Source organism: Radicibacter daui, from assembly GCA_030657355.1.
Taxonomy (GTDB): Bacteria; Pseudomonadota; Alphaproteobacteria; order Radicibacterales; family Radicibacteraceae; genus Radicibacter; species Radicibacter daui.
Genome location: CP131056.1, coordinates 925148 through 940856, shown reverse-complemented (window position 1 = coordinate 940856; position 15709 = coordinate 925148). Strand labels below are relative to the sequence as shown.

The window sequence follows — 15709 nt, the reverse complement described above, 5'->3', positions numbered from 1 at the left end:
CTCTCCCGACAGACGAACTTTCTTTCAACGGCCACGCCGCCCACCGGCGGGGCCGAACACCCGGCCTTTGCCCGCAAGCATCGTCCGCACCCGTTCCTTCCGCCCCGATGAACAAGAGCCTTGAGATGAAAAGCCCGCTTGACGGCATCCGCGTCCTCGACCTGACCAACGTGCTGGCAGGCCCGTTCTGCTGCCATCAGCTGGCGCATCTGGGCGCGGAAGTGATCAAGGTGGAGGTGCCGAAAACCGGCGACCTCGCCCGCCAGCTTGGCGCCGACCCCGAGCTTAACGCCGCCGGCATGGGCGTCTCGTTCCTGGCCCAGAATGCCGGCAAAAAATCCGTGACCGCCAACCTCAAGACCGAGGCCGGGCGCGAGGTGCTGCGGCGGCTGGTGGCGACGGCGGACGTGCTGGTGGAAAACTACCGGCCGGGCGTGATGAACCGCCTTGGCCTTGGTTATGAGGCGCTGAAAGAGGTGCGCCCGAACCTGATCTATTGCGCCATCTCCGGCTTCGGCCAGACCGGCCCGTGGACCCACCGCCCGGCCTATGACCAGATCATCCAGGGCACCTCGGGCGTGATGGCGATTACCGGCGATGCCGGCAGCGCCCCGCTGCGTGTCGGATATCCGGTGGCGGATACGGTTGGCGGGCTGACGGCCGCCTTTGCCATTGCCGCTGCCCTCAACGCCCCCGAGCGCGGCGGCTTCATCGATGTGTCGATGCTGGAATCGCTGATCGCCACCATGGGCTGGGCGGTCTCCAACTGGCTCATCGCCGGCCAGCGGCCCACCCCCAATGGCAATGAAAACCTGACGTCCGCCCCGTCCGGCACCTTCATGACCGGAACCGGCCCGCTCAACATCGCCGCCAACAAGGATGAGCAATGGCGCCTGCTGGCCCGGCACATCGGACGCGAAGACCTGCTGGAGCGGCCGGAATTTGCCACCCGCGAAGAGCGCAAGCGCAACCGCGCCGCGCTGAAGGCCGAGATCGAGAAGTCCCTGGCCGGGCGCAGTGCCCGTGACTGGGCACGCGAACTCAACCAGCTCGGCGTACCGGCCGGGGCGGTGCTGGAGCTGCCGGAAGTCCTGGAACACGAGGTGATCCGCGAGCGCGGCATGATTGCCCGCTTCTCGGCTGCGCCGGGCGTGGACCGCCCGATCTCGGTACTGCGCACCGGCATCAAGATCGATGGCATCGCCCCGGCGGTAGCAGCACCACCACCGGCGCTGGGGGCGGACAACGACGACATCCTGGCCTCCCTCGGCTTTAGCCCGGACCAGATCAGCACGATGCGCGACAGGAGTGAGATATGAGCGACGACCGGACCGAGGTGCGCGACTGGTGGCGCACCTCGATCATCGAGATGCGGCCGGGAACTATCCGCTTTCGCGGTTACCCGATCGAGGAACTGGCCGGCACTGTGAGCTTCCCGGCAATGATCTGGCTGATGGTCGCCGGGCGGCTGCCGAGCGCGGATGAAGCGCACCTGCTGGAAGCCGCACTGGTCGCCGCCGTGGACCACGGGCCGCAGGCCCCCTCCATCGCCGCCGCGCGCATGGCCGTTACCTGCGGCCTGCCGCTCAACAACGCCATCGGCAGCGCCGTCAATATGCTGGGCGATGTGCATGGCGGGGCCGGCCAGCAGACGCTGGAGCTCTATTACGAGATTGACCGGTGCCTTGAGGCTGGCGAGAGCCTTGAGGAGGCCGCCGCCGCGGCAATTGCCGGCTGGCAAGCGACCCGATCCAAATTTATCCCCGGCTTCGGCCACCGCTTCCACAAGGATGGCGATCCCCGCGCACCCCGCCTGCTGGCGCTGGTGCGCGAGGCTGCCGGACGCGGCGCGGTTTCCGGCCGCTTCGCCGATATCGGCAGCGCCGTCGAAGCCACCCTCTCAAAAGGTCGCGACCGCCCGGTGCCGATGAATATCGACGGCGCCACCGCCGTGATCTTTGCCGAGCTGGGCTGTGCGCCGCCGCTGGCGCGCGGGCTTTTTTGCCTTTCCCGCTCGGTTGGAATACTCGCCCACGCCTGGGAACAGACCCAGCAGGGCGGCAGGAACAAGGGCCCGGTCCCGCCCCGCTTCCTTTACACCTACGAGGGACCGGCGCCCGCTTCACTGGCACAAGAAAAACCGGAGGAAATTCAATGAAATTCTCAACCTTCTGCAAGGCGGCCCTCGCCTGCGCGCTGCTGGCGCTGCCCGGCACCGCCCATGCCTTCGACCCTGGCTCGACCGAATGTATCGCGCCGGCCAATCCCGGTGGCGGCTGGGACTTCACCTGCCGCCAGGTGGGCAAGACGCTGCAGGATCTGGGCCTGATCTCGGGCACGATGCAGGTAACGAACCTTACCGGCGGCTCGGGCGGCGTTGCCTATGCCGAGGTGACGGGCAAGCGCAACAAGGACAATAACCTGATTGTTGCCGCCTCCTCCGCCACCTCCACTCGCCTCGCCCAGGGCGCCTTCCCGGGCGCCAACATGGACCAGGTGCGCTGGATCGCTTCGGTCGGCGCCGATTATGGCGTGATCGCCGTCTCCAAGAACTCGCCGATCAGCACGCTTCCGGAGCTGTTCGACAAGATCAAGGCGGACCCCGGCTCGATCGCTTTCGCCGGCGGTTCGGCCGTGGGCGGGTGGGATCATCTCAAGGTGCTGATCGCTGCCCGCAAGGCCGGCTTCAAGGACGTGCGCAAGGTGAAGTACGTGGCTTTCGAGGGCGGCGGCGAGGCTATCACCCAGCTACTGGCCGGCTCGGTGCAGGCCTTCAGCGGCGATGCCTCCGAAGCCAAGGGCTTTGTCGATTCAGGCGATATCAAGGTGCTCGCCGTACTGGCGCCGGAACGCATGCCGGGCGATTTTGCCAAATTCCCGACAGCACGCGAGCAGGGCATTGATGCCATTGGCGCCAACTGGCGCGGCTTCTACGGCCCGGGCGGCATGAGCGATGAAGCCTACAAGTTCTGGGAAGAGAGCATCGCCAAACTCTACAACTCGCCGGAATGGAAGAAGGTGATGGAGACCAACGGCCTCGCTCCGCTCGACCTTCAGGGCGCCAAGTTCGAAGCCTTCGTGAAGGACTCGATCACCGACATCCAGGGGCTGTCGCGTGAAATCGGCCTGATCAAATAGTCGCTGCGGGGGCGGCCGGCCACCGGCCGTTCCCCCGCCTGCGGGAGAACAACATGAAGATCACGGACCGCATCCTCGGGGTGATTGCCCTCGGTATTGCCGCCTTCTTCATCTGGCGCGCAACGCTGATCGAAGAGCCGTTCATTTCCGATCCGGTCGGCCCCCGGGTGTTTCCCATCATCATCTGTGTGCTTGTCGGGCTGACAGGTCTCGGCCTCATCCTGAAGCCGGACCCCGAACCGCAATGGCCGGCGCTCGCCACCCTGCTTGAAATCGGTGCCGGCACGGCGGTGTTCGTCGCCTATGCCGAGCTTCTGCCCCTGCTGGGATTCGTGATCGCCACCGTTTTTGCCGCCGGTTATCTCGCCTGGCGACTGGGGGCCACGCTGCCCAAGGCCGCCCTTGCCGGGCTTGCCATATCGCTCGGGATCTTCGTCGTGTTCCATCTTGCTCTCGGGCTCAATCTCGCCCGTGGGCCGCTGGGGTTCTAGGAGGCCGCCATGGATACACTTCACGCACTTGGCGACGGGTTCCTGGTGGCACTCAGCTTCCAGAATCTGGCGCTCGCCGCCCTTGGCTGCTTTCTCGGCACCATCATCGGAGCCCTGCCGGGCCTCGGCCCCTCGAACGGCGTTGCCATTCTCATTCCGCTCGCCTTCTCGCTCGGCCTGCCGGCGACGCCGGCTCTCATCCTGCTGACCTCGGTCTATTACGGCGCCATGTATGGCGGCCGCATCAGCTCTATCCTCATCAACATTCCCGGCGACGAGCCGGCGATGATGACCTGCCTTGACGGTTACCCGATGGCCCAGGCAGGCAAGGCCGGCGAAGCGCTGGCGATCTCCGGTATCGCTTCTTTCGTCGGAGCCTTCTTTGCGACCTGGGGCCTTGTGTTTCTGGCGCCGCAGCTCGTCAAGGTGGCGCTGCTGTTCGGCCCGGCAGAATATTTCGCCCTCTTTGCACTCGCCTTTGCCACCATCGGCGGCGTGGCCGCGCGCAACCAGATCAAGGCTGCCTTTGCCACCGGCATCGGCCTGCTGATCGCCATGGTCGGCGTCGACCTGCAAACGGGGGTGGCGCGTTTTTCCTTCAACAACATCCACCTCTATGACGGCATCGATTTTCTCGTTGCCATCGTCGGCCTGTTTGCCCTGTCGGAAGTGTTCGTCTTCCTCGAGCATCGCGCCGGCGGCGGCGTCGATGCTACCAAGGTGCCGCTCGGCCGCTCGATGCCATCGGCGAAGATGCTGGGGCATGTCACCCCGGCGGTGACACGTGGCACCATCGTCGGCTTTCTTGCCGGCGTCTTGCCGGGGGCCGGCGCCTCGCTCGGCTCCTTCCTCGCCTATATGCTGGAAAAGAAGGTCTCCGGCCGCAAGGGCACCTTCGGCGCCGGCGATCCGCGCGGCGTTGCCGCACCGGAAGCCGGCAACAACGCTGCCGCCGGCGGTGCCCTTGTACCGATGCTGGCCCTTGGCGTGCCGGGGTCCGGGACAACCGCCGTGCTGCTGTCGCTGCTGCTCGCGCTCAACATCACGCCGGGGCCACTTTTGTTCCAGAAGCACCCCGACGTGGTCTGGGGCCTGATCGCCGCGCTCTTCATCGCCAACATCATGCTGCTGGCACTCAACCTACCGCTGGTGAAGATTTTCGTGCGGGTGCTGCAGGTACCCTCGCGTTATCTGATGCCGACGGTGGCGATGGTCTCGTTCGTCGGCATCTACGGTATCTCCGGCTCCAGCTTCGACCTTCTGGTGATGGTCGGCTTCGGCATCATGGGCTGGCTCTTTCGCAAGATGGACATTCCGCTGGTGCCGGTGATCCTTGGCGTGCTGCTTGGCAAGCTGATGGAAACCAACCTGCGGCGCGAATTGACGATCTCGGACGGCAACTGGGGGGCCCTGCTCGACAGCCCGCTCTCCATCGCCATCTGGACCTGCGCGATCCTGGGCTTTGTCCTGCCGCTCTTCATCGGCCGTTTCATCCGCCCGGCCGCCGTCAACAATGAGGCGCTGGACAGCGACTGAAGGAACCCCGGCTCCGCCCTCCCTGTTCGAACTCCTCCCTGCACCGGCAGCCCCGCGGCCCCACCGCCAAGCTCCGGTGCTTTCTTTTTTGGGAGCACCACCACCGGCGCGCTCAAACAGAAAGCAGCCAGTGCCTTGCCGCCAGCCGGAGGCATCGCTACCGTCGCAGGCCAATCCAACCCGCCTGATGGTCTGCTCCCATGCTGTTTACGATCTACTGCCTCGACAAGGCGAACGCGCTTGATCTGCGCATGGTCACCCGGCCGACGCATATCGACTATCTCGACCGGCACAATGACCGCCTCGTCTATGGCGGACCGCTGCTGGGCGACGATGGCAAGGCGCTGGGTAGCCTGCTGATCGTCGAGGCAACCGATCTTGCCGACGCCACAGCCTTTGCCGAGGCCGATCCCTACGCGCAGGCAGGCCTGTTCCAGAGCGTGACCATCAAGGCGACCAGCAAGGTCTACCCCAAGCCCGCCGCCTGAAGCACCGACAGGAAAGAGACAAGAGATGGCTTACTGGCTCTACAAGTCCGAACCCAACACTTGGTCGTGGGACATGCATCTGGCCAAGGGCGTGCAGTTCTGGGACGGGGTGCGCAACTACCAGGCCGCCGCCAACATGAAGGCGATGAAAATCGGTGATCGCGGCTTCTTCTATCATTCGGTGGAAGAGAAGCGGATCGTCGGCGTCGTCGAGGTGGTGAAGGAATATTACCCCGATCATACCGACCCGACGGGCCGGTTCGGCATGGTCGACCTCAAGGCGCTGTTCCCGGTGAAAAGGCCGGTAACGCTGGCTGAGATCAAGGCCGATCCGAAGCTGCAGGGTATGGCGCTGGTGCGCCAGTCACGCCTTTCCGTCTGCCCGGTGTCGGACGCGGAATGGGCGCATCTGTGCGAGCTGGCGGGCATTTCCGCCAGCTGACGCCGGGCAGGACGCCCTAGCGGTAGATGTGGCCGAAGGGCGTCTCTTCCTCGCCCGCAACATAGTCGCGGGTGGGGTGCGCCGCCTGTTCGACCAGCGAGGCGCGCGACAGGCGCAGCTTGGCGAGCACGCGCATCAGCGCCTCGCGCTTGGCCGGGGCCGTCTCGTCATCCAGCTGACCGCGCACACGCGCGATTTCGGCTTCGATGTCGTAAAGCGTGTTCATGGCACTTCCTCCGTGTCCGGCCCGGTCTGCAAAGACCGGCCAGACGGGTTGCCGCCGCTTGCGACTTCAGACCGACCGGAGGAAAGGCGGCTTTCTCGCTTCCGGTTTCAATCGGTAATGCCGGTGCCCATCGGCGCAACCTCGCAGGTCAGGATGGCGGCCGTAACCTGCAATCCCGATTCCCGCAGCGCTTCCGACAACCAGATGCGGTAGGAAGCGCCGGCGGTGCGCCATTCCGGTATTATGGCATTTAACCGTGCGCAATTGAAGTGGGCGGCGAGTGCATTCACGGCCGAGAGCAGCGCCGTCAGCGCCACCTTGCGATCGACCGGGCCGGCAACGGCGATCTTGTCGATGATCATCACCTTGCCTTCGGTGAGATCGGGTACGGCGCGGTAACACAAAAGGCCGTGGATAATGCCAAAGGGATCACGCGCGACCAGCACGCCGGCCTCGCGCGTCTCCTGTTCGCTGACAAAGCGCTGCCATTGCTGCCGGCCAACCTGCGGATAGAAACTCTGGCAAAGCGGCAGCGCGATCAGCGCCTCGGCAACACCGAGGCGGTCGACAGCGTAATAACCGGCCGTTGCATCGGGGTGGGTGGTCGGGTGGCCAGGCAGATAGTCTGACGGGCTGATCTGTTCAATCGACATGGCAGCGTGTCCGGGGCTTTGCGAGTGCGGCCCTTCCGCGGGTCCATGCCGGAAGGGCTCTTTGCCACCATCATCCGGCGGTGCCTGCCCGGCAAACCATGATCTGCATCAAAACCTTTGCGCCCGCACTCGGGTACGATCCGGCGCAACGCCCCCCGAAGGGGGGCCCGCAAGGATCAGGCCCGCCGCTTGCCGGAGCGGCCGGCCCAGGCCCCCATCCGCCCCCGGCAAGGATATGGACAATGTTTCTGGCTGAGAGCTGCGCCCACAAGCAGCAGAGCGGCGTCTGCCCGGATTGCCCCGTACGCGCGCGGGCGATCTGCTCGGCCCTGGCGCCGGCGGAGCTGGAACAGTTCGCCTCGATCATGCAGACGGTCACGCTGGCGGAGGGTGAAGCCCTCTTCAATGAGGGAGAGACCGGGGACTATCTCTACAATCTCACCAGCGGTGCGGTGAAAATCTACAAGCTGCTGCCGGATGGTCGCCGGCAGATGACCGGCTTCCTGTTTCCCGGCGACTTCATCGGCTTTGCCGTTTCGGACACCTACGTCTATTCGGCGGAAACGCTAAGCGAGGTGACGGTATGCCGTTTCCCGCGCACCAAGCTGGAACGCATGCTGGAAAGCTATCCGCACCTGCACCGGCGGCTTTTCACCCTCGCCTCGCGCGAACTGGCAACGGCGCAGGACCAGATGCTGCTGCTGGGCCGCAAGAGCGCGAAGGAGAAGGTGGCAAGCTTCCTGCTCTCGCTGCGCGAACGTGCAATCCAGCGCGGGGAGGATGGCAATCCGCTCTATGTGCCGATGAGCCGATCGGACATCGCCGATTATCTGGGCCTCACCACCGAGACGGTGAGCCGCACGGTTACCCAGCTCAAGACCTCCGGCGCCATCAGGCTGCTGGAAGGACACCGGTTCCAGATCAAGGATGTGGGAGAGCTGCAGCTGCTCGCGGAAGGGGCCTGAGAAAAGCGCAGGAAAATCCGGCGCCCGCCCGGCTCAGAAATCAAAGCCGAGCGCCACGCCGGTATAAAGGCGCAGGCTTGAGCCCGAACCGTCGGCCGTACCGGCTTGCTGCGGGCTCATCGACAGGCTGCGCACCGCGCCGGCGCCACCGCTGAGACCCATATAATCATTGATCTGCCAGGACATGCCGAGATGCAGGCCGAACTGCTGGGCCGCGCCGGCGCCGCCGAGATCCGGCGAGAATTCAGGATTGGACCAGCTGACGCTCGGCGTGAGCGACATCGAGACATCCGGAGCCAGACGCGCACCGTAGCTGAAGCCGAGCGCGATGGTGTCCGCCGAGGTGGGCGGCGTGCTCATGGAAAGGTCGGCACCCGGTGCGGCAAGGCTGGCACCCGGCCCCTGCACGATGGCCGCAGCAAGGTCGCTGGCCTCGTCGATATGCCAGAGCGCGTAGCCACCCACGCTGGCCCCGTGGGATGCGGACGGCTGCGTGACCAGGGCGCCGGCCTGCCAGTCGGCAGTTTCGCCGGCGGTGGACGCATCGGCAGTGAAATTACCGGAGGCAACAGGCGCCAGCGCGGCGCCGCCAAGGGCGTAGCCACCAATAGACGCAGGATCGGCCCAGGCTGCCGAAAACGGCGCCACGGACAAAACACCCGCCAGAAGGAAAAGCTTAAACCGGCCCATGCCACACACTACCTGCACCCGTCCGGATGATATCAACGCTCTGGGTGTCGCATCCGGTTCCCGCCGCGGCCTCATGAGACCGCCCCATAACGGCAATTATAGGGGTTTAGTGCGGCGCAACCTAAGGCGTTGATGGATAGCTATACTGCCGCGCTTGCTGAAAAATCACTTTATCCCCGGGCAACAAGCCCTTGACGTAAAAGCCACCTCGCCATCCCTACGCAGCTGGCCCGCCTGTCACCCTCCGGCAACATGGGGTGGGATTCGCAAAAGCCGGCGACGGATAAGGTGAGGCAAGGCAGTTCGTGCCCTCTCTCCTGCTGCAACGCAATGACCGCGGAGCGAGGTTGCGACGCCGCGCCAGCCTCTCCGGGAAACGCCGAGTCGGGAAGAAAAACCTGCCGCCTCACCGGGTTAGGCGCTGCGCGTTGCCTCATCCAGCGCCCGGCGCACGACACGCGCCAGCTTGCGCGGCACCAAAGGCTTGTCGATCATCGCGGCAATGCCGGCCTCGTAGGCCTCCGCCGTATTGATCGCCAGCGCATGACCGCTGCACAGAATGACGGGGATGGTAACGCCGCGCGCCTTGAGCGCTCGCGCAAACTCGATGCCGCTGAGGCCCGGCATCGCCTCGTCGGTAATCACCAGCTCCCAGCGTCCCGGCGTGGCGGCGAGCGCCTCCAGCGCCTCCTCGGGCGACGCCAGATGCTCGGCGCCATAGGAAAGCTTGCTCAAAATGGTGCAGGTGGCCTTGCCGACATCGGGATCGTCATCCACGACAAGAATGCACTCGCGCGGCCCGGCAGCAACTTCCGGTACGACATCGGCAGCAGCCGGCTGCGCGCTGCTGCCCCCCGCTCCGCCGCCTTCCAGTGGCAGGAAAACATCGATACTGGTGCCGACGCCGGGCTCGGTTGCCACATGCAACCCGCCTTCATGGGCGAGGATGATGCCCAGCACCGAGGCGAGGCCGATGCCCGACCCCTTGCCGACCGCCTTGGTGGAAAAGAACGGATCGAACATGCGCTCGACCACATCGCGCGGCATACCGCTGCCGCTGTCGGCGACGGTAACGGCGACATAGGAGGTTGCCGGTGCCAGCTTGCCAAGCCAGAGCTCGGTACGGCCCGGGGACGGCTGGAGAATGTGGCGATCGGCAGCATCGAGTCCGAAAGGAGCGCCCAGCTGCGCCAGCGCCGCTTCATCGAAAAAGCCGGCCCGTAAGTCTACGCGGATCGTCGCCGCCCCGTCCGCCCTGGTTTTTTCGCTGGCATGGACGGCGTTGACGAGCAGGTTCACCACCACCTGCTCAAGCTGCAGGGCACTGCCCAGCACAACCGCCCCCGCCTCCGGCCCCTGCTGTTCGAACCGGACGCCATCGCCAAGCGATGCCTCGGCTGTCGCCACCGCGTCGGACATCAGATCGGCAATCGCCACCGGCGTGCGTTCGCCCGGCTGCTGGCGGCTGAGGCCGAGAATCTGCCGCACCAGCCCCTGCCCCTTGCGCCCGGCAAGGCGGATACGCTCGACATAATTACGGCTGGGATGATCCGGCGGCAGATCCTCCAGCACCATTTCCGAGTAATTGTTGATGGCGGCGATGAGGTTGTTGAAATCGTGCGCCACGCCGCTTGCCATACGCCCCACCGCATCGAGCTTCTGCGTCTGCAAAATCTGCTCGCGCAGCCGCGCCCGCTCCTCCTCCACCCGGCGGCGCTCGGTGACATCGCGCGCCACGATGACCAGCCCGCCATCGGGCATGCCGGTGACGGAGAGTTCGTGCACCCGCTTCTGCCCGTCCAGCACCGGCTCCAGCTCACCCTGCCAGGTACCGCCCTTGGCCACGCCGCGAACAACCATGAGCCGGACATCGTCGGCCAGATCGCCATAAAGGTCGTACCAGGAACGCCCGACTAGGGCGATCGCGGGACCGCCACCGAACAGATCGGCAAAGGCCCGGTTGGTAAAGGTAAAGCAGGCACGCTCATCGCAGATGGCGATACCGTCCTGGGCTTCCGCGATGGCCTGCTGGCGCCGGGCAAGGCTGTCGCGGGCCTCGACAAGCGGCGTCACATCCATCGCCATGCAGATGATCTGCGCCTCGCCGGTCTCTTCCGCTTCCAGTGTCAGCGGCGCTGCGCACAGGCGCGTCCAGATTGAGTTGCCGGCCTTGCAGCGCTGCTGGAGCACCACATCCACCCGCTCGCGCATGCCGCCCATCATCTCGGCGATCTGCGGCAGATAGAGCGCGAGCCCCTCTACCGGTGTCAGCTCGAAGCGGCTGAGACCGTCAAGCTCGGCCTCGCTGTAGCCGAGCATCTTCTGCAATTCGGGATTGGTGCGCAGATAGCGCCCGCCCATATCCTCGATCGACACGCCGATGGGCGCCTGCTCGAAGAGGGTGATAAAGCGGCTTTCCGCCGTGCGGACGTCGCGCTCATGCGGGTCGCCGGGAATACTCATCGCCGTGATTCCGGCCAGCAGGCGACCGGCCGGAAGTCCCGGCCGGCCCTCAGGACGGGTGCGCCGTCAGTCGACAAGTCCAAGATCGGCCGCCTTGCGGGCGGCCTGGGTGCGGTTGCGCACCTCGAGCTTGCGGAAAACGCCGCGGACATGAAGCTTGATCGTCACTTCCTGCAGATCGAGCGCCCGGGCAATTTCCTTGTTGGACCAGCCCTTGGCCAGATGCGACAGCACCTCACGCTCGCGCGGAGTCAGTGCCAGCGTCTCCGGTGCCGGGACGATCTCGTCGGTCGGGATGTCGGCCCGCGTGCCTTCCACGCCGCCCGCCACCACCGTGGCCGGAACAAAAACCTCGCCGCTGATAATGAGGCGCAGCGCATTGAGCAGCGCCTTGCCGGAGAGCGTCTTGGGCAGGAAGCCGGCGGCACCCAGATCGAGCGCCCGCATCACGTCCTTGCGCGACATGCTGCCCGAGATGAGACAGACCGGCGTATCGGGCAGGCGGTCGATCATCCGCTCAAGCCCCGTGAGCCCGTCCATCCCCGGCATGTTGAGATCGAGCAGGACAAGATCGAGATCGACATCGACGCCGGTTCCCAGATCGTTGACGCGCTCCATCGCCTCGCCAAGAGAACTGCAGGTCATAACGGTAATGCTCGGATCGAGCCGCTCGACATAATCCTTGAGGGCATCACGAACGAGATCGTGATCGTCGGCCAGTAACACGCGCATTGTCTTGCCCCGCTTGATACCTCACCCGGAAATAGAGCTATCATGTTTGCATGCGCAACGCCATGACCGCGGTACGCGATGCCAGAGACAATCTTCGAGCAATCCCTTGGACTTACTACTCTCCCGGCTGCGCCCTATCTGGCGCCGGATATCTTTCCGGCTGCCCGCGCCTGCTGGCTCGACCAATCCGCAGGCCGGCGAGTACGCCTTGCCTGCTGGGCGCCGCAGGAGGGTGATGGAAACTCCGCGCGCGGAGTTTGCCTGCTGTTTCAGGGGCGCGCGGAGTTCGTAGAGAAATATGCCGAAGTGGCGTCGGAGCTGACGGCGCGCGGCTTTTACGTCCTGGCCCCGGACTGGCCCGGCCAGGCCCTTTCTACCCCCGTCGCCGCGACGCACCCGCAGCGCGGACACCTGAACGACATCGGCGAATGCGTGGCGGTGATGCGCACACTGGAGCCACGCCTTGCCGCTGTGGCGGTTCCAAGGGTGGTGCTGGCTCACTCGATGGGCGGCAACATCGCACTGCGCTGGTTGGGCGAAACCCGGTTGGAAGTTGCGGCGGCGGGTCTGGTGAGCCCGATGAGCGGCATCAATGTCGGCCCTTTGCCGCAAGGCCTTGCCGCCATGTTTGCCAGCCTCGCCTGCCGGCTCGGTTTTGCCGAGGCCTATGCCCCCGGCCAGCATGACAGCGATCCGGCGGCCGATGCTTTTGATGCAAACGTGGTGACCAGCGACCGGGACCGGTACGAGCGGGCCCGGAGCCTGCTGCTTGCCCATACGGCGCTGCGGACGGGCGGCGTGACATGGGGCTGGCTGGAGGCGGCCTTCCGTTCCATGGCGGCGGTACGAAAAAGGGCGCCCGAGGCCCCGCGCCTTCCCCTCCATATCTTCAGCGCACCGGCGGACAGGGTCGTCCCCGCCGGCACCCACACGGCTCTCGCCGCGCTGCTCAAGGCCGGGCTTAGTCACCACCCCGGTGAGCACGAACTGTTGATGGAAAAGGACGCCATCCGGGCTGACGTGCTGGCCGGTTTCGACGCCCTTCTGGCCCGCGCCGGGATCTAGGCTCTTACGGTTTCACGACATCCTGCGGCGGCACCAGCAGTGCTTCGCAGGAGGGCCAGGCCTTGGCAAGGCGCTGGCAGAAGGCATCGACGGCGGCCTGATCGGCAAAGGGTGCGGCAGAGAGCCTGATCCGTTGCTTGCCGCCGGCAATGACGACGCTGCTGAGGAACGGCTGATGGCCGGCAAAGGCCGAGGGAGCACGGCCGACAATCTCCTTCCACCCGACAAGGGCTCGCTGCGGCTCCAGATAGGAGGCCAGATGCGCCACCCACTGCCCGGCATCTGCCGGGCGCGGCGGGATGTAGACCGTCTCCGGTTCTATGTCCTGGCGCGCCGGTGCGGCCGGAGCCGGCGCAGCTGCTGGAGCCGGGGTTTTCGGCACGGCCTTGGCTACAGGGGCCGGGGCTAGGGCAGGGACAGGGGCCGGGGCCAGAACGGTTACCGGTTTCGCGGCGGGTGCCGGTTCCGGAGCGGGTGACGGCGGCGGCTCGGCGGCAGCAACCTCAGGCCCGGGAGTGGGCGGGGGGGCCGGCATTGCCGGTGCCGGAGGCTCCGGCAGCGCAACAGGCGCCGCCGGCACCGGAGAAGCTTCGGCAGTTGGCGCCCCCTCCTCTGCCGGCTCGACTGTTACATAATCCACCAGAATGCCATGCCCGCGCCCGTCGACATCCGGCCAGATGCCGACCGAAGCGATGCGGGTAAAGAGCTGCTCGTCGGGAAAGGTCACGGTGTAGGAAAAGTCGCGCATCTCCGGACCCGGAGAAAAGCTGGTCCAGGGCGTCTCGGCCTCCGCGTTGGCGAGCGAGACGGCAAAGGCCTGCGCCGGGTTCTTCGGGTCGGCCATGGCGCGGATGGTGATACGGACCGGCTTGCCCTGCAGCATGCCGGCATCGAGCCGGCGCAGCCGGGCGCGCACACCGGCATTGAGACCGGCACGGTCAGGCAGCGGCTCCCGCGCCAGCATCCGGCCTACGGCCACATCGGCGGAGCCCCCCTGCAGCAGTTGCAGATCGGTTCCGTTGAACGGCACCCAGGCCACGGCGTTGGCGGCAAAAAAATCAAACAGGCGGATATTCTCGCCGGCCGGGCGCGGCGCCAGCACCGAGGCGATTTCCGGCGGCGAGGTGCCGGTGATCGCCTGCCCCGCTGCCCGTGCGGCGGCAGGCAGCACCGCCGCCAGCCCCAGCAGGGCAAGCGCAACAATCGTGAACCGCTTTGACAACATGGATCCGTTCCGCGTCTCTGGCTCGTTTCCGGCGGGGCCGATGGTGCCGGATGCCGGCGCTGCCATCAATTGCCCGGTCCGAAATCAGGCCGGGAAAGTTCGCCAGTGGAATAGGGTGTGGCGACATACCGCGCATCGGGGCTGTCGAAATGCGGCACCTGCTGGCGAGCCGCCGTGGTGACCGGCCCGACGAGTTTGGGATCCACCGCGCCGGCGGACGCCACCAGAGCCCCGGCCATGGCGCGAGCAAGCGCCTGCCCCTGCGGCCCGGCTGTCGGCACCTTGGCCAGCAGGGACGCGGTGACCTGCGTGGCACTGGCCGGCGAGAGGCGGGCAATAGCGGCCATCACGTCACCGGCCATGCGGGCCGGGTCGCCCGCGCCCGGCACCTGCGATGCACTGCTGACCAGTGCCACCGCTAGCGGCGGGGCAAGCACCTCGACCAACCCCTGGGTCGCGGCGGGCCGGCTGCGCAGCGTTGCCATCTGCGCGGACTGCAACATGATCTGCGCCAGTGTCGCCCCGCGGGTGGGCTGGTAGAGCGATACCTCGCCGGCGATATCGACCATCGACCGGCTCAGGAGGTTGCGATAGGTGGCAGTATCGGCGACCGACTGCAGCAACCCTTCGGCACTCGCCTCGACCGAGGCCTGCACCAGCGTGGGCAGGGCATCCGGCAAGGCGCGCACGATGGCGCCGGCGACAACCCCGGCGCTGGTGGCGCTCTGCGGCGTGGCCTGCGCCCGGCTGCCGATGATGCGATAGGCAACCAGCACCGGCACCTGCCCCAGTACCAGCGAACCGGTACGCGGCTCCAGCGAGCGGGCGGAACTTACCAGCGCCTCAAGCCCCAGCGAGATGATGTTGTCGGCAAGCTGCGGCTGCTCGTGCACGCTGGCGGCGATGATGGCGGAAACACCGTCGCCGATGCGGCGGGCCTGCTCGCGCGGCTCTCCGCCGGCGCGGGCTTCGGCATAGACGAGGGCCGGCACCGCCGACTGGACCGGACCGGCAGCGGCTGCACCGCCCGCAACCATTCCCGGCATTGCCCCTCCGCCGGTATGGCCTCCAGAACCCTGGATCACCCGCTTCAGCCCGATGGCAGCGGTGGGATCAATGCTGGCGATGATGTCAGAGACCTGCGTCGCAGAAGAGGGAGAGGCCTTGACGGCAGCCTGGGCAATGACGGCGGCCTTGTCCGGTGCGGCCTGCACGAGGCGGCGCAGCACGGTGTCCAGCTGGTCCGGCACGGCTCTGACGGCGGCATCGGTGATCTGCCCGACCATCTGCGGCCTGACCAGCATGGCACGGGAGACCAGCTCGCCCGAGGCGCGCGGCGCTTCCTTGAGCAGGGCACCGAACCGGTCAAAATCCGGCGGATCGGCCACCATGGCGTCGGTGACATCCTGGAGGACACGCGGCGGTACCGACACATCCTCATTCTGCGCCTGTGCCGGGGGCGAAAAGGCGAGCAGCGGCAGTCCGGCGGCGATAGAAACCGCCACCAGCAGCAATGCACCCGCAGGCGCGCGCCAAGCCTTGAGCCTCTTCACCCGCGCCTCCCCGCCCGAGCATGCAGTTATTTCAACACCATA

General features: G+C 66.2%; 16 protein-coding genes. 9 read left to right on the top strand and 7 right to left on the bottom strand.

Annotation, left to right across the window (positions count from 1 at the left end; translation table 11 throughout):
* Positions 1-125: 125 nt before the first annotated feature.
* From QTL98_RS04365 to QTL98_RS04335, 7 genes are all read left to right on the top strand, one after another.
* Positions 126-1319 carry a CaiB/BaiF CoA transferase family protein gene (locus QTL98_RS04365; RefSeq protein ID WP_445681004.1) on the top strand — a complete coding sequence of 398 codons (1194 nt, stop codon included), beginning with the start codon at positions 126-128 and terminating at the stop codon, positions 1317-1319.
* Positions 1316-2158, top strand: a complete 843-nt coding sequence (locus QTL98_RS04360; protein ID WP_445681003.1) for a citryl-CoA lyase — start codon at positions 1316-1318, stop codon at positions 2156-2158. Before QTL98_RS04365 ends, QTL98_RS04360 begins: the two co-directional genes overlap by 4 nt.
* Positions 2155-3138 (top strand): Bug family tripartite tricarboxylate transporter substrate binding protein, encoded by a 984-nt coding sequence (locus QTL98_RS04355; RefSeq protein ID WP_445681002.1) that lies wholly within the window; start codon positions 2155-2157, stop codon positions 3136-3138. The genes QTL98_RS04360 and QTL98_RS04355 overlap by 4 nt, the downstream gene beginning before the upstream one ends.
* 53 nt (positions 3139-3191) lie before the next feature.
* Positions 3192-3629, top strand: a complete 438-nt coding sequence (locus QTL98_RS04350) for a tripartite tricarboxylate transporter TctB family protein (protein WP_445681001.1) — start codon at positions 3192-3194, stop codon at positions 3627-3629.
* A gap of 9 nt (positions 3630-3638) precedes the next feature.
* Complete coding sequence (locus QTL98_RS04345) at positions 3639-5165, top strand: tripartite tricarboxylate transporter permease (protein WP_445681000.1); 1527 nt, start codon at positions 3639-3641, stop codon at positions 5163-5165.
* Between the two features lie 200 nt (positions 5166-5365).
* On the top strand, positions 5366-5653 hold the full coding sequence (locus QTL98_RS04340; RefSeq protein WP_445680999.1) for a YciI family protein: 288 nt from the start codon (positions 5366-5368) through the stop codon (positions 5651-5653).
* Between the two features lie 25 nt (positions 5654-5678).
* Entirely contained in the window at positions 5679-6095 is a 417-nt protein-coding gene (locus tag QTL98_RS04335) for an EVE domain-containing protein (protein ID WP_445680998.1), read from the top strand.
* A 16-nt stretch (positions 6096-6111) separates the two neighbouring features.
* Here QTL98_RS04335 and QTL98_RS04330 read toward each other — a convergent pair whose 3' ends face one another.
* Complete coding sequence (locus QTL98_RS04330; RefSeq protein WP_445680997.1) at positions 6112-6321, bottom strand: hypothetical protein; 210 nt, start codon at positions 6319-6321, stop codon at positions 6112-6114.
* Between the two features lie 107 nt (positions 6322-6428).
* Positions 6429-6974 carry a hypothetical protein gene (locus QTL98_RS04325; protein WP_445680996.1) on the bottom strand — a complete coding sequence of 182 codons (546 nt, stop codon included), beginning with the start codon at positions 6972-6974 and terminating at the stop codon, positions 6429-6431.
* Positions 6975-7216: 242 nt separating this feature from the next.
* On the opposite strand from QTL98_RS04325, the gene QTL98_RS04320 reads away from it, so the two are divergent.
* Complete coding sequence (locus QTL98_RS04320) at positions 7217-7939, top strand: Crp/Fnr family transcriptional regulator (protein ID WP_445680995.1); 723 nt, start codon at positions 7217-7219, stop codon at positions 7937-7939.
* A gap of 33 nt (positions 7940-7972) precedes the next feature.
* On the opposite strand, the gene QTL98_RS04315 is transcribed toward QTL98_RS04320, so the two are convergent.
* From QTL98_RS04315 to QTL98_RS04305, 3 genes are all read right to left on the bottom strand, one after another.
* On the bottom strand, positions 7973-8629 hold the full coding sequence (locus QTL98_RS04315; RefSeq protein ID WP_445680994.1) for a hypothetical protein: 657 nt from the start codon (positions 8627-8629) through the stop codon (positions 7973-7975).
* 414 nt (positions 8630-9043) lie between these two features.
* Positions 9044-11092: a PAS domain-containing hybrid sensor histidine kinase/response regulator gene (locus tag QTL98_RS04310; RefSeq protein ID WP_445680993.1), complete on the bottom strand. Its 2049-nt coding sequence runs from the start codon at positions 11090-11092 to the stop codon at positions 9044-9046.
* 66 nt (positions 11093-11158) lie between these two features.
* Complete coding sequence (locus tag QTL98_RS04305; RefSeq protein WP_445680992.1) at positions 11159-11824, bottom strand: response regulator; 666 nt, start codon at positions 11822-11824, stop codon at positions 11159-11161.
* Positions 11825-11902: 78 nt separating this feature from the next.
* Here QTL98_RS04305 and QTL98_RS04300 point away from each other — a divergent pair, with 78 nt between their 5' ends.
* Positions 11903-12889 (top strand): alpha/beta fold hydrolase, encoded by a 987-nt coding sequence (locus tag QTL98_RS04300; protein ID WP_445680991.1) that lies wholly within the window; start codon positions 11903-11905, stop codon positions 12887-12889.
* Between the two features lie 4 nt (positions 12890-12893).
* Here QTL98_RS04300 and QTL98_RS04295 read toward each other — a convergent pair whose 3' ends face one another.
* Entirely contained in the window at positions 12894-14114 is a 1221-nt protein-coding gene (locus QTL98_RS04295) for a hypothetical protein (protein WP_445680990.1), read from the bottom strand.
* 65 nt (positions 14115-14179) lie between these two features.
* Complete coding sequence (locus QTL98_RS04290; RefSeq protein ID WP_445680989.1) at positions 14180-15667, bottom strand: hypothetical protein; 1488 nt, start codon at positions 15665-15667, stop codon at positions 14180-14182.
* Positions 15668-15709: the final 42 nt, after the last annotated feature.